The 12,551-nt window shown below is 68.5% G+C and carries 13 protein-coding genes and 1 other RNA gene; 5 read left to right on the top strand and 9 right to left on the bottom strand.

Annotation, left to right across the window (positions count from 1 at the left end; all coding sequences use genetic code 11):
- The first annotated feature begins 9 nt into the window (after positions 1-9).
- A complete protein-coding gene (locus tag RNZ50_19705) occupies positions 10-468 on the top strand; it encodes a hypothetical protein (GenBank protein ID MDT8857217.1) in 459 nt (152 codons plus the stop codon).
- Positions 469-474: 6 nt separating this feature from the next.
- Here the strand turns inward: RNZ50_19705 and RNZ50_19700 are convergent, their stop codons facing one another.
- Entirely contained in the window at positions 475-1,113 is a 639-nt protein-coding gene (locus RNZ50_19700; protein ID MDT8857216.1) for a ribonuclease T2, read from the bottom strand.
- Between the two features lie 121 nt (positions 1,114-1,234).
- Between RNZ50_19700 and RNZ50_19695 the strand changes: the two genes are divergently transcribed.
- A complete protein-coding gene (locus tag RNZ50_19695; protein ID MDT8857215.1) occupies positions 1,235-1,981 on the top strand; it encodes a DUF1013 domain-containing protein in 747 nt (248 codons plus the stop codon).
- Positions 1,982-2,126: 145 nt separating this feature from the next.
- Here RNZ50_19695 and RNZ50_19690 read toward each other — a convergent pair whose 3' ends face one another.
- The 7 genes from RNZ50_19690 to RNZ50_19660 form a co-directional block, all read right to left on the bottom strand.
- Positions 2,127-3,059: an IS5 family transposase gene (locus RNZ50_19690; GenBank protein ID MDT8857214.1), complete on the bottom strand. Its 933-nt coding sequence runs from the start codon at positions 3,057-3,059 to the stop codon at positions 2,127-2,129.
- A gap of 244 nt (positions 3,060-3,303) precedes the next feature.
- The gene (gene recR, locus RNZ50_19685; GenBank protein ID MDT8857213.1) at positions 3,304-3,903 is read right to left on the bottom strand and encodes a recombination mediator RecR; all 600 of its coding nucleotides are present in this window, start codon (positions 3,901-3,903) and stop codon (positions 3,304-3,306) included.
- On the bottom strand, positions 3,903-4,247 hold the full coding sequence (locus RNZ50_19680; protein MDT8857212.1) for a YbaB/EbfC family nucleoid-associated protein: 345 nt from the start codon (positions 4,245-4,247) through the stop codon (positions 3,903-3,905). Before RNZ50_19680 ends, recR begins: the two co-directional genes overlap by 1 nt.
- A 12-nt stretch (positions 4,248-4,259) precedes the next feature.
- Positions 4,260-5,993, bottom strand: coding sequence for a DNA polymerase III subunit gamma/tau (locus RNZ50_19675; GenBank protein MDT8857211.1), 1,734 nt, complete (start codon positions 5,991-5,993; stop codon positions 4,260-4,262).
- Between the two features lie 115 nt (positions 5,994-6,108).
- Positions 6,109-7,149, bottom strand: coding sequence for a ribosome small subunit-dependent GTPase A (gene rsgA, locus RNZ50_19670; GenBank protein ID MDT8857210.1), 1,041 nt, complete (start codon positions 7,147-7,149; stop codon positions 6,109-6,111).
- A 75-nt stretch (positions 7,150-7,224) separates the two neighbouring features.
- Positions 7,225-7,322, bottom strand: an RNA gene (gene ffs, locus RNZ50_19665) — signal recognition particle sRNA small type.
- Positions 7,323-7,395: 73 nt separating this feature from the next.
- Positions 7,396-9,348, bottom strand: a complete 1,953-nt coding sequence (locus tag RNZ50_19660; GenBank protein MDT8857209.1) for a bifunctional 2',3'-cyclic-nucleotide 2'-phosphodiesterase/3'-nucleotidase — start codon at positions 9,346-9,348, stop codon at positions 7,396-7,398.
- A gap of 192 nt (positions 9,349-9,540) precedes the next feature.
- Between RNZ50_19660 and nudC the strand changes: the two genes are divergently transcribed.
- Together nudC and RNZ50_19650 are read left to right on the top strand one after the other, a co-directional pair.
- Complete coding sequence (gene nudC / locus RNZ50_19655) at positions 9,541-10,506, top strand: NAD(+) diphosphatase (protein ID MDT8857208.1); 966 nt, start codon at positions 9,541-9,543, stop codon at positions 10,504-10,506.
- A 64-nt stretch (positions 10,507-10,570) separates the two neighbouring features.
- Complete coding sequence (locus RNZ50_19650) at positions 10,571-11,044, top strand: SRPBCC family protein (GenBank protein MDT8857207.1); 474 nt, start codon at positions 10,571-10,573, stop codon at positions 11,042-11,044.
- Here RNZ50_19650 and RNZ50_19645 read toward each other — a convergent pair.
- Positions 11,041-11,871, bottom strand: a complete 831-nt coding sequence (locus RNZ50_19645; GenBank protein MDT8857206.1) for a prephenate dehydratase — start codon at positions 11,869-11,871, stop codon at positions 11,041-11,043. The genes RNZ50_19650 and RNZ50_19645 overlap by 4 nt on opposite strands.
- A gap of 121 nt (positions 11,872-11,992) precedes the next feature.
- On the opposite strand from RNZ50_19645, the gene RNZ50_19640 reads away from it, so the two are divergent.
- On the top strand, positions 11,993-12,505 hold the full coding sequence (locus RNZ50_19640; protein ID MDT8857205.1) for a cytochrome c family protein: 513 nt from the start codon (positions 11,993-11,995) through the stop codon (positions 12,503-12,505).
- Positions 12,506-12,551 lie beyond the last annotated feature (46 nt).

Raw genomic sequence — 12,551 nt, 5'->3', positions numbered from 1 at the left:
AGCATCCCCATGGCCCGCACCGCCCTTTGCCTCGCCCTCTGCCTCGCAACCCCGGTTCCCGCGCAGGACGCGCCTGCCTGCACCCTCGACCAGACCACCCCCTTCACCCGCGACTGCGTCGTGACCCTGATGCGCCGGGAAGGTATGGCCAAGTTCACGCAAGGCTTCGCCTCCGGCTTCGAGGCCGGCTGCCGCAATGCCACCGACGCCGACAACGCCCTGACCTTCGGCTACCAGACCCGCTACGAACTGGTCCACGCCGCCGACGCCGCCCCCGAACACCGTTGCATCCTGGAACTGCTGGCCTCCGACGGCTCGGTGATCGGCGGCGGCTTCGCGGCCTCGCGCGTGCCGCCCCCCGGCCAGCCGCCCGACCTGCGGATCCAGGTCACCCCGCGGGTCGGCGGGGCCATCGGCAACAGCCCGACGCTCCGCATCCGCCCGGCCGCCCCCGCGCCGCCGCCCTGAGCCCCGCTACCGCACCGCCCCCAGCAGCGCGTCCGCCAGCGCGCAATCGCGCCGCACATCCGCCCCGCAGCGCCGCGGCGCCAGGTCGCGGTCAAGGCAGATCCGCACCTCCTGCACCCGACCCCGCGTGCAGGTCACCGTCACCATGTCGCCCGACAGCCCGGGATTGGCCTCGACGAACGCCTCCTCCACCACCGCCGCGGGCAGCCGCAGGTCGCGGTCCACCCCCGCGAACACCGCCGGAATCCGCACCCCCGCCAGCGCCCGCCGCATCACCGCGAAATACCCCTGCGCCGTCAGCCCCGAACAGCGCCCGTGCTTCTTCCACTGGTGCCAGGCCAGCCCCGCCCCGCCCATCACATCCGCCATCGCCGCCGTTTCCGCCCGCGACGGGTCGCGCACCCCCGTCCGGCAATAGCTCGGCCAGCCCGCCTCGTGCTGCGGCCACAGCCCGTGCAGCGTGAAGGTCAGCCCCCGCCCCCGCGCGCATTGCGCATCGCCCCGCGCATCCCCTTCCAGCGCGCACCACGTTGCCGACCATGACAGCGCCAGCACGTAATAGTCGAAATCCCCCGCCGCCTCGCCCTCGGCCCGCACCGGCCCGGCCATCAGCAGCCCCAGCAATGCAACGACCCCCAGGCGCATTTTCTCTTCCCTCGCTGCCCGAACGGGACTATATACCGGCCAACTTCCCGAAAACGAGAAGACGCGGCCCCGGCCGCAGCCGTTTTCCCGGCCCGGGAAAGATTTGTAAAGGAGTCATCCGATGACCAAGCCGCTCATGGCCAAGGCGACCGCCGTCTGGCTGGTGGACAACACGACGCTCAGCTTCCGTCAGGTGGCCGAATTCTGCGGGATGCATGAACTCGAGGTGCAGGGCATTGCCGACGGCGACGTGGCCACCGGCGTCAAGGGCTTCGACCCCGTCGCCAACAACCAGCTTGATCCCATCGAGATCGAGCGTGGTCAGAAAGACCCGCTCTACAAGCTCCGCCTCAAGTTCAACGCCTCGGCGGTGGGTGAGGAAAAGCGCCGCGGCCCGCGCTACACCCCGCTCTCCAAGCGGCAGGACCGGCCCGCCGCGATCCTCTGGCTGGTGAAATTCCACCCCGAGCTGACCGATGGTCAGGTCGGCAAGCTGGTCGGCACCACCAAGCCCACCATCCAGTCGATCCGCGAGCGCACGCACTGGAACATCGGCTCCATCACCCCCATCGACCCGGTCGCCCTCGGCCTCTGCCGCCAGTCGGAACTTGACGCCGCCGTGCAGACCGCCGCCCGCAAGAAGGCCGCCGACGGCACCGTTATGTCGGATGACGAACGCCGCAAGCTGGTCTCGACCGAGCAATCCCTCGGCATGGCGCCCGAGCCCAAGATGCCCTCCGGCCTCGGCGCGATGGAACGCTTCACCCGCCGCGACGAAGAAGAAAAACCCGCCGACTTTTCCGACGCCGACAGCTTCTTCAACCTGCCCCACGGCGACGACGACGAGGAAGAAGAAGACAAGCGCTGATCTGCCGCAGGCGGGTTATGGGGAGGCTCCGGGGGACCGGGGCCTTTTTTGTTGGGGGGGCGAAACTAACAGAAGACTTAGCGCCGATACCGGCTCTGTTGCACAAATCGGGTGACAGACAGATCTCCCCTTTCCCTGGACAGACTCATCCCACGGCTTCAGTGACGGGTATACCGAGCGCCGTGAAGCCGTTCAGCACGGCTACACGGACCTGAAACTCGGCGACCTGACGGTCAAAGTCCCGCGCCATGAGGCGCTGACCCAGCAATTTGACGCAGTGCATCTTCGTCTCGACGCGGCTTCGGCGGTGATAACCGCTCCATCGTCGCCAGATGGTTCGGCCGAAGCGTTTCGACGCGCGTAGGGCTTCGTTGCGGGCGATTGCCCCGGGGGTGTCGGGCTTCCATGGCTTGGCGTTCTTGCGGGGCGGAATGATGGCGGCCGCACCGCGGGCGGCGATGGCGTCGTGACACTTGCGTGTGTCGAAGGCGCCATCAGCGGTGACGCTGGCGATCTCCTGATCGGGCGGGATCTGGTCGAGCAGTTCGGGCAGCATCGGCGCGTCACCGACATCGCTGGTGGTGAACTCGGCTGCGCGGATTTCCAGTGTTTTCTCGTCTATCCCGATGTGAATCTTGCGCCAGACCCGACGTTTGGTGCCGCCGTGCTTGCGCGCATTCCATTCACCTTCGCCTTCAACCTTGATCCCGGTGCTATCGATCAGAAGATGCAGCGGGCCTTGCGAGCCGCGGTGGGGGATGTTGACCTTCAGGGTCTTCTGGCGACGGCTCAGCGTGCTGAAATTGGGCACAGCCCAATCCAAATCGATGAGCCCCAGCAGGCTTTCGACGAAGCCAGTCGTCTGTCTGAGCGCCATGCCAAACAACACCTTGATGGTCAGGCAGGTCTGGATCGCGGCATCGCTATAGTCAGGCTGTCGGCCGCGCTTACCTGTCGGCGCAGCCTCCCAGATCATGGCGGTATCAAACCAGATCGTCAGCGAGCCGCGGCGCTTCAGCGCTTCGTTATAGGCGGGCCAGTTCCTGGTCTTGTAGGCGGGGGGTATGGGTCTGCTCATGCCGTCCAGCTACCACGCTGGATTCACAAGATGAATCCCTCACGGGATTTGTGCAACAGAGCCGTGTTGATCTTGACTTGACCAAGTTTTTCAGCAAGTAGTAAAACTCCCTAACAACTCCCTAACAACTCCCTAACAACTCCCTAACAACTCCCTAACAACTCCCTAACAACCCCCTAACAAAATCCCCAAACCCCAACAAAACCAACTACTTACCCAAATTTTCACGCGTGAAAACCCCGCCTCAGAACCGCTTCCGGGCCCGCAGTGCCGCCCCGATCGTCCCGTCGTCCAGATAATCCAGTTCCCCCCCGATCGGCACTCCCTGGGCCAGCGAGGTGACCGAGACGCCCGAGCCGCCCAGAACGTCGGCGATGTAATGGGCCGTCGTCTGCCCGTCCACGGTCGCGTTCAGCGCCAGAATGACCTCCGTCACCCCCTCCGCCGCGACCCGGCCGACCAGCCGGGGGATGCGCAGCTCCTCCGGCCCGACCGAGTCGAGCGCCGAAAGGGTGCCCCCCAGCACATGATAGCGCCCCTTGAACGCGCCCCCCCGTTCCATCGCCCACAGGTCGGCCACGTCCTCGACCACGCAGATCTCCCCCGTCTGCCGCCGCGGATCGCCGCAGATCGCGCAGATATCCGCCGTCCCGATATTGCCGCAGACCCCGCAATCGCGCGCCGAGGCCGCCACCCCCGCCAAAGCCTGCGCCAGCGGCGCCATCAACGCCCCCCGCTTCTTCAGCAAGGCCAGCACCGCCCGCCGCGCCGACCGGGGCCCAAGACCGGGCAGCCGCGCCATCAGGTCGATCAGCGCCTCGATCTCGCGCGGGGCGTCGGTCATCAGAACGGCAGCTTCATGCCCGCGGGCAGGCCCATCCCTTCGGTCAGCCGCCCCATCTCCTGCTGGCTGCGCGCCGCCGCCTTCGCCTGCGCGTCCTTGATCGCGGCGAGGATCAGGTCTTCCACGACCTCCTTTTCCGAGGCGACGAAGATCGACGGGTCGATCTCCAGCCCGGTCAGCACGCCCTTCGCCGTCGCCCGCGCCCGCACCAGCCCTGCGCCGGATTCACCGATCACCACGATCCGGTCGAGTTCCTCCTGCATCTCGGCCATCTTGGTCTGCAGTTCCTGCGCGGCCTTCATCATCTTGGCCATGTCGCCCAGCCCGCCCAAACCTTTCAGCATCGTCTTGTCCTTTCAGTTGTCCTCGAAGGGGTCCCATTCATCCTCGACCTCGGGCAGCGCCTCGATCGCGGCACTGGCGGCCAGCGCCTCGGGGCTGCGGATCGCGGTGATCTGCGCGCCGGGAAAGGCGGCCAGCACCGCCTGCACCAGCGGGTTTTCCAGCGCGTCGGCCTCGGCCTCGCGGCGTTCGCGGTCGCGGTCTTCGGCCAGCGTCGCCGCCCCGCCGGTGTTGACCAGCGAAACCCCCCAGCGCGCCCCGGTCCAGACCTGCAGCCGCTGCGCGAGGCGCGAGGCGAGATCGGGCGGGGCGTCGGGGGTGGGTTGGAACTCGATCCGGCCGGGGGAATAGCGGGCAAGGCGCAGGCAGGCCTCGACCTCGCAGTAAAGCTTCATGTCGCGCTTTTCGCGGATCAGTTCGACCACCTGCTCGAAGCGGGCATAGGTGGCAAGACCGCCCTCGGCCAGCGCCACGGCCGTGGCCGCGCCCGACATCGTCGCAGAACCGGGGCCGCGCGGCGTGGCCTGCATCCGGGTGGACGGGGCCGTCGTGCCGCCCCCTGCGGGGGGTGCGGCCGCTGTCGGCTGCGGCAGCGACTGCAATTTGCGGATCAGGCTCTCCGGGTCGGGCAACTCGGCAACATGCGTCAGGCGGATCACCGCCATCTCGGCCGCCATCATGGCGTTCGGGGCCAGCGCCACCTCTTCCAGTGCCTTCAGCAGCATCTGCCACATCCGGGTCAGGGCACGCATCGGCAGGCGCTGCGCCATGTCGAGCCCGCGCGCCCGTTCGTCGGGCGGGGTGGTCGGGTCTTCGGCGGCCTCGGGCGTGATCTTGATCACCGAGATCCAGTGGGTGATCTCGGCCAGATCGCGCAGCACGGCCATCGGGTCGGCGCCATCGGCATATTGGCCGGAAAGCTCGGTCAGGGCGGCGGCGGCGTTGCCCTGCATGATCAGGTCGAACAGGTCGAGCACCCGGCCGCGGTCGGCCAGCCCCAGCATGGCGCGCACCTGCGCGGCGCTGGTCTCCCCGGCGCCATGGGCAATCGCCTGATCCATCAGACTCATCGCGTCGCGCACCGAGCCTTCGGCGGCGCGGGTGATCAGCGCCATGGCGTCGGGGGCGAGGCTTGCCCCTTCCAGCGCGGCGATGCGCGCGAGGTGTGCCATCATCACCTCGGGCTCGATCCGCTTCAGGTCGAAGCGCTGGCAGCGCGACAGCACGGTGACCGGCACCTTGCGGATCTCGGTGGTGGCGAAGATGAACTTCACATGGGCGGGCGGTTCTTCCAGCGTTTTCAGCAGCGCGTTGAAGGCGCTGGTCGAGAGCATGTGGACTTCGTCGATGATGTAGATCTTGTAGCGCGCCGAAGCAGTGCGGTAGTGGACCGAGTCGATGATCTCGCGGATGTCGCCGACGCCGGTGCGCGAGGCGGCGTCCATCTCCATCACGTCGACGTGGCGGCCTTCGGCGATGGCGCGGCAGGGCTCGCATTGCCCGCAAGGCTCGGTCGTCGGGCCGCCCTGGCCGTCGGGGCCGACGCAGTTCAGTCCCTTGGCGATGATGCGGGCGGTGGTGGTCTTGCCCACCCCGCGCACCCCGGTCATCACGAAGGCATGGGCGATGCGGTCGGCGGCGAAGGCGTTCTTCAGCGTGCGCACCATCGCCTCTTGTCCGATCAGGTCGGCGAAGGTGGCGGGGCGATACTTGCGCGCGAGGACCTGGTAGGCGGGCGTTTCGGACATGGGGTTCCCTTTGTTCGGGCCAGTCTAGACGGCGGCACGGGGCGGGGCAACCGGGGGGCCGGGAGCGCAAAAGTTTTAGGAAAACTTTTGCAAAATCCTTTGAAGGATTTTGGGGTCAGACCTTCGGGCGCTTTTTCTTCGGCAGGGCGGCGGCGGCGTCACGCAGGCCGCGGCGGGTGGTCACCGGCGTGTTGTCGGTGTTCTCGCCGTGCAGCTTGCGCCAGCGGTCGAGCCGCGCTGGGTCGAGCGTGCCTGATGCGATGGCAGCCTGCACGGCGCAGCCCGGTTCGTGCGCGTGGGTGCAATCGCGGAAGCGGCAGAGCGGTGCCAGTTCGGTGATCTCGGCGAACAGGGTGTCGAGGCCGCCCGCCACGTCGCTGACCTGAAGCGAGCGCATCCCCGGCGTGTCGATCACCCAGCCGCCCCCCGCAATGGCGTGCAGCGAGCGCGACGTGGTGGTGTGGCGGCCCTTGGCATCGCGTTCGCGGATGTCGCCGGTTTCCTGCGGCGCGTCCTGCTCAGGGCCTGCCAGCGTGTTGAGCAGCGTCGATTTGCCCACCCCGGAAGACCCGATCAGCGCCACCGTCCGTCCCGGGCCGCACCATGGTGCGAGCAGGGCCCCGGCATCCGGCGCCTTGGCGTTCAGCGTCAGCGCCACCAGCCCGCGTTGCAGCGCCCGGGCCTGCGCCAGATAATCGGCGGCGTCGGCCACCGTGTCGGCCTTGGTCAGCAGCAGCACCGGCTCGGTGCCTGCCTCGTTGGCCAGCGCGAGGTAGCGTTCCAGTCGCGCCGGGTTGAAATCGGCGTTGCAGGAGGTGACGATGAACAGCGTGTCGACATTCGCCGCGATCAGCTGCGGCGCGGGGCTGGCGGCGGTGCGGCGGTCGAGCAGGGTGTGCCGTTCGAGGCGGCGGTGCAGCAGGCGCGTTTCGGGATCGACCAGCACCCAGTCGCCCACCGCGAAATCGGTGGTGGCGGAGTGGGTGGGCAGGGTCAGCCGGATCGCCTCCGCCCGGCCGGGCGACAGGGCGGTCAGCCGGGCGCGGTGGACGGTGGAGAGGCGCATCGGGGTGAAGGCGCCGCGTTCCTCGTCTGCGACTTGCGCGGCGAAGAAATCGGACCATCCAAGCGCGGCCAGCGGGTCAGGCGGGCTCATCGGGTGGCCTTGGCAAGGGGAAACCGGTCAGGCAAACGGGGGGCGGTGGCAAACATCGGCATCCCCGAGTGACAAGGGTGAGAGGCTGAACACGACCCAAGCGGGGCTCGTTGCGGCTGCTTCCTTCCGGACCTGACCGGGTTGGCGAGGCGCCTGCCCGCGCCAACCTCTCGCGTCTGGATATAGGATCAAGCGGTGGCATTTGCAAGCGGCTGGCGGGGGTGGCGGCCCGCAGGTGATGCGATGTCACAGCGCCATGCGGAAGCGGGCAAATCCGTCGGGCGCATCTCCAAGCCGGGTCAGGCCCAGCCGGGCGAGGTCTGGCGCGAGGTCGCGGGCGCGGGGGGCGGTGTCGAACGTCACGCTGGTGCCGGGCATCGGGGCGATGCGCCAGTGCGGCGGCCGGGCAGGGGCGACGGTGCCGGTCTCGGCCAGGTGGCGTTGCAGCACGTCGCGCAGGCCGGTCTCGCCGGTCTGCAGCAGGCCGCCGCCTGCAGGGTCGAAGAACCCGGCGGCGCCCGAGGTGCGAAAGCTGTTGGTGGCGACGATGAATTCGGCCTTCGGGTCCACCGGCACGCCCTTGTGGCGCAGGCCGGTGATTCGCCGCGCCGAGGCATCGGCCAGCCCGCCGCCGGGCGCATAGCGGGCGGGCTGGCTGGGGTCGATGGTGAATTCGAGCCCGTGGATCAGGTCGAAATTGTAGCTGGGGAAATCGGGGTTGATCAGCGGCTGGTCCTGCTGGCCGGGCACGATCCGGTTGAAGATGCCTGCCGCACGTTCCAGCCATTCGGCAATCCCGGCCCCGGTCAGCTTCAGCAGCGCGGTGCTGTTGGGGTAGATGTACAGGTCTGCGGCGTGGCGCAGCGCCAGCGGGCCTGCCGGGATGTCGGTGTAGTTCGACGGCCCGCCGCGCCCGCCGGCCTTGAAGGGCGCGGTGGCGGCCAGCAGGGGCAGGTCGGCCTCGGGCGTGCCGCGCAGGGTGCGGGCGGCGTCGGAAAGCTGTGCTTCGGCCAGCACGCGCAGGGCGTCGCAGGGGGCCAGCAGGGCAAAGAAGCTGTGCAGCGGCACCGCGCTGCGCCCGATCGGGCGGCGTGCCCAGGCCAGGGTTTCGGCATGGGCCGAGTGGAGCACCGTCTCCACCGCGGCTGCGCCCGCCACGGATGCACGCGGCTGGCCGTCGGCACCGCGCGACCAGATCGGGCGGGCCTCGGAGGCGAAGGTCACCACCCGCCACGCGCCCGCGTCGCGTTCGAGCAGCAGGTCGATCACGCCGAGGTGCGAGCCCCAGAAGCCGCCCATCACCGCTGGCTTGCCCATGATGGTGCCGCGCTGCGGGTCGACGCCGGGCAGGCCCGCGAAACTGGGCGAGGGGAACACCATGTGGGTGTGCCCGGTCACCAGCGCGTCGATGCCGGCCTGCCGCGCCAGCGGGATCGAAGCGTTTTCCATCCCGTGAATGGCCGTGGCCGGGCCGATGCCGGAATGCGACAGGGCGATGACGATGTCGGCCCCCGCTTCTTTCATCTGCGGCACCCAGGCGGCGGCGGTCTCGACGATGTCGCGCGTGGCGATCCGTCCTTCCAGATGGGCGCGGTCCCATTGCAGGATCTGGGGCGGGGCGAAGCCGATCAGCCCGATGCGGATCGGATGGCTTTGCCCGGCGCCATCGGTCAGCCTGCGGTCGAGGATCACGTAGGGCGGCAGCAGGGTGCGGTCGCGGCGCGGGCTTGCCCCGCGCTCCAGCGCGATGTTGGCCGACACCACAGGGAAGGACGCCCCCTGCAGCGTGGTCATCAGGAAATCCAGCCCGTAGTTGAATTCGTGGTTGCCCAGCGTCGCCGCGTCATAGCCAAGGTGGTTCATCGCGGCGAAGATCGGATGCACCTCGCCCGGCCCGAGGCCGCGGTCCAGCGCGTAGTAGTCGCCCATCGGCGAGCCTTGCAGGAAGTCGCCGTTGTCGACCAGCAGGGTATTCGCGGCCTCGGCCCGGACCTGCGCGATCAGCGACGCGGTCCGCGACAGGCCCTGCGTGTCGCACGGCCGGTTGGTGTAATAGTCGTAGGGCAGGACATGCATGTGCAGGTCCGTCGTCTCCATGATCCGAAGATGGGCGACACGCGCGGAACTTTGCAGGGAAAAGGCGTGCTGGGCGATCAAGGTTGTTCCTGCTGTCGGCGGCGCGGCTGTGTCAGAGCCCAATCCGGGACGCTAGCCGAGACCGGAAACCCTTTCCAGTCTAAGGGGATATGACGGGGTGTCAAATCACCTTCGGGTTGCAATTCGGTGTCACTTTGCAGCATTTTGCGGCACGGGGCCTGGCGGTTTGCCACCGCGCCGGGTCCGTGGCAGGGTGCGCGCCGGTGACGTACGGCGGAGGCGGGGGCTGGGGCGATGCGGCAGGCGGAAACGGTGACCTTTGGCGGCTCGGGGCTGGAACGGGCGGCCGAAGCGCGGGATGACGCGGCGCGGATGGCGGCGCTGTGGCAATCGGGGCGGGTGCTGGCGCTGTGGCGCGGCAAGCCGCTGTCGATCAGCACGGCCGGGGCGGTGACCGGGCTGGCCTGGCTGGCACCCGGCAACCCGGCGCTGGCGGGCGGGGCCGCGCCGCTGTTCCTGGGGCTGGACGGCGGGACGGCCTGCTTTGCGGTCGACATCTCGCACTGGGAGCCGGGACTGGGCGAGGGCACCGAGCCGCAGGGGTTCTTTGACCCGACCGAGCAGCGCCACCCGGCCCTGCCCGCCGACCATGCCTTTGCCGAACTGCGCGGCATGATGCTTGCCCTGACCCCGCGTGAGGCGGAACTGGCGGCGACGGCTCGCGCGCTGGCGCAATGGCACGCGGCGCACGGGTTCTGTGCCGCGTGCGGGGCGGCCTCGGCGGTGGCGAAGGCGGGCTGGCAGCGCGCCTGCCCGGCTTGCGGCGCGCAGCATTTCCCGCGCACCGACCCGGTCGTGATCATGCTGGTGACGCGGGGCAACCGGCTGCTGCTGGGCCGGTCTCCGGGCTGGCCCGAGGGCATGTACTCCTGCCTGGCCGGCTTTGTCGAACCGGGAGAGAGCGTCGAGGCCGCCGTGCGCCGCGAGGTGTTCGAGGAAACCGGGGTGAGGGTGGGGGCGGTGCGCTATCTGGCCAGCCAGCCCTGGCCCTTCCCGGCCTCGCTGATGCTGGGCTGTCTGGGGCAGGCGGAAACCGAGGCGATCACGCTGGACCCGGTGGAACTGGAAGACGCGCTGTGGCTGACGCGGGAAGAGCTGGTGCAGGTGTTCGCCGGTGCACACCCCCGCGTCAAACCGGCGCGGAAAGGCGCGATTGCCCATTTCCTGATGGCCAACTGGCTTGCGGACCGGCTGGATTGAGGCAACACTTCGCCCGACCAAGCAACAGGGCCGCGAAAGGCCCGTCAACGGGGCAGGAGCCGCCATGAAACTCAGCACCAAGGAAGACATCGAAGCGCCGCTGGCCTTCGTCTATGCCGCCCTGACCGATTTCGAGGGGTGGGAACGGGCCGCGATGCGGCGCGGTGCCGAGGTGACGCGCACCGACAACCTGGCCTCGCCCGAGGTCGACATGGCCTGGCAGGTCAAGTTCACCTATCGCGGCAAGCTGCGCGACGTGGCGATCCGCGTGGCGCGGTTGGAGCCGCCGCATCATATTGAATTCGTGTCAAAATCCGGCGCAATCGAAGGCGTCCTGACGCTGGACCTGCTGGAGCTTGCGGCGCGGCGCACCCGGGTGACCGTGACATCCGAGACGGTGGCGCACAGCATGTCCGCCAAGCTTCTGCTGCAATCGCTGCGGCTGGCCAAGGCCAAGGTGACCCGCAAGTTCGAGGCGCGGGTGGCGCAGTTCGGGTCCGAGATCGGCGACCGTTTCCGTGCCCCGCCCAAACGCTAGCCGCGGTTGGGGTCGGCCGGGTAGACGCCGAGGATCTCGTGCGCGCTGGTGAAATAGCGCAACTCCTCCAGCGCGCGGGCGACGTTGGCATCGTCGGGGTGGCCCTCGATGTCGGCGTAGAACTCGGTGGCGGTGAAGCTGCCGCCGACCATGTAGCTTTCCAGTTTGGTCATGTTGACGCCGTTGGTGGCAAAGCCGCCCATCGCCTTGTAAAGCGCCGCCGGAATGTTGCGCACGCGGAAGGTGAAGGTCGTCATCATCCGGTCGCCACGCCGGGTCATGTCGGCCTCGCGCGCCATCACCAGAAAGCGGGTGGTGTTGTTGGACTGATCCTCGATCTTGCGCGCCACGATGTCGAGCCCGTAGATCTCGCCTGCCAGTTCCGAGGCCAGCGCGCCCAGCGCGGGGTCGGCCTTTTCGGCCACGATCCGGGCAGAGCCTGCGGTGTCGGCGCCGGTCACAGCGCGCAGGTCATGCGCCTTGAGGAAGTCGCGGCACTGGCCCAGCAGCACGGTATGGCTCATCGCGGAGCGGATCTGGCCCAGCGGCGTGCCCGGCACCGCCAGCAGGTTGATGTGGACCCGCACGAACGCCTCGTCGACGATGCGCAGGCCCGAACCGGGCAGCAGCGAGTGGATGTCGGCCACCCGGCCATAGGTCGAGTTTTCCACCGGAAGCATCGCCAGATCCGAGTCGCCCGCCCGGGTCATCTCTATCGCATCCTCGAACGTGCGGCAGGGAATGGCCACCATTCCGGGCCGTGCCTGGCGGCAAGCCTCATGCGAATAGGCGCCCGGTTCCCCCTGGAAGGCGATGCTGCCGGTCATATTGTCGTGCTCCGATTGCGAAAGGCGGTAATCTGGACATGTGTTTGCGCTACTACACCTTGAAACATGCGGGGGGAAGCGGCTACACAGCCGCAGCATCACCGCAGGGCAGGACACAAAAATGTTCGACACGATGACGTTCACCAAGGTTTTTGGCGCGCTGTGCGGGTCACTTCTGGTCTTTCTGCTGGTCAAGATGGCCGGGGGCGCGCTGTATTCCACCAGCGGCCATGGCGATGACGCGCAGGCCTACATCATCGACACCGGTGCCGGCGAGACGACCGAGGTCGCGGCCGAAGACGTCCCGGATCTGGCGACGCTGCTGGCCTCGGCCGATATTGCGGCGGGCGAGAAGGTGTATGCCAAGTGCCGGGCTTGCCACAAGATCGACGGGGCCGACGGCATCGGCCCGCACCTGAACGGCGTGGTGAACCGGGCGAAAGCCTCGATCGACGGCTTTGCCTATTCGGCTGTGCTGACCGCCATGGCGGGCGACGCCTGGACGCCGGAAAACCTGGATGCCTTCCTTGTCAGCCCCAGGGCCTATGCCGCCGGCACCAAGATGACCTTTGCCGGTCTGCCCAAGCCTGCCGACCGTGCCAACGTGATTGCCTGGCTTGGCACCCTGAACTGACCGGCGGCGAACCGGCCCGATGCCGCGCCTGATGCAGGGCCACCCC

Source organism: Paracoccaceae bacterium Fryx2, from assembly GCA_032334235.1.
In the GTDB taxonomy this organism is placed as follows: domain Bacteria; phylum Pseudomonadota; class Alphaproteobacteria; order Rhodobacterales; family Rhodobacteraceae; genus JAVSGI01.
Note: the sequence above shows the minus strand (reverse complement) of the source record. Positions and strands in the feature narration are given on the sequence as shown.

What these genes read in the sequence shown, in the direction of transcription:
- nudC (MDT8857208.1), top strand. Translation starts at nt 9,541, where the DNA reads ATGCGGCAGGCGGAAACGGTGACCTTTGGCGGCTCGGGGCTGGAACGG.
- RNZ50_19680 (MDT8857212.1), bottom strand. Translation starts at nt 4,247, where the DNA reads ATGCTGAAAGGTTTGGGCGGGCTGGGCGACATGGCCAAGATGATGAAG.
- RNZ50_19700 (MDT8857216.1), bottom strand. Translation starts at nt 1,113, where the DNA reads ATGCGCCTGGGGGTCGTTGCATTGCTGGGGCTGCTGATGGCCGGGCCG.
- RNZ50_19650 (MDT8857207.1), top strand. Translation starts at nt 10,571, where the DNA reads ATGAAACTCAGCACCAAGGAAGACATCGAAGCGCCGCTGGCCTTCGTC.
- RNZ50_19705 (MDT8857217.1), top strand. Translation starts at nt 10, where the DNA reads ATGGCCCGCACCGCCCTTTGCCTCGCCCTCTGCCTCGCAACCCCGGTT.
- rsgA (MDT8857210.1), bottom strand. Translation starts at nt 7,149, where the DNA reads ATGAGCCCGCCTGACCCGCTGGCCGCGCTTGGATGGTCCGATTTCTTC.
- RNZ50_19640 (MDT8857205.1), top strand. Translation starts at nt 11,993, where the DNA reads ATGTTCGACACGATGACGTTCACCAAGGTTTTTGGCGCGCTGTGCGGG.
- RNZ50_19675 (MDT8857211.1), bottom strand. Translation starts at nt 5,993, where the DNA reads ATGTCCGAAACGCCCGCCTACCAGGTCCTCGCGCGCAAGTATCGCCCC.
- RNZ50_19645 (MDT8857206.1), bottom strand. Translation starts at nt 11,871, where the DNA reads ATGACCGGCAGCATCGCCTTCCAGGGGGAACCGGGCGCCTATTCGCAT.
- RNZ50_19695 (MDT8857215.1), top strand. Translation starts at nt 1,235, where the DNA reads ATGACCAAGCCGCTCATGGCCAAGGCGACCGCCGTCTGGCTGGTGGAC.
- RNZ50_19690 (MDT8857214.1), bottom strand. Translation starts at nt 3,059, where the DNA reads ATGAGCAGACCCATACCCCCCGCCTACAAGACCAGGAACTGGCCCGCC.
- recR (MDT8857213.1), bottom strand. Translation starts at nt 3,903, where the DNA reads ATGACCGACGCCCCGCGCGAGATCGAGGCGCTGATCGACCTGATGGCG.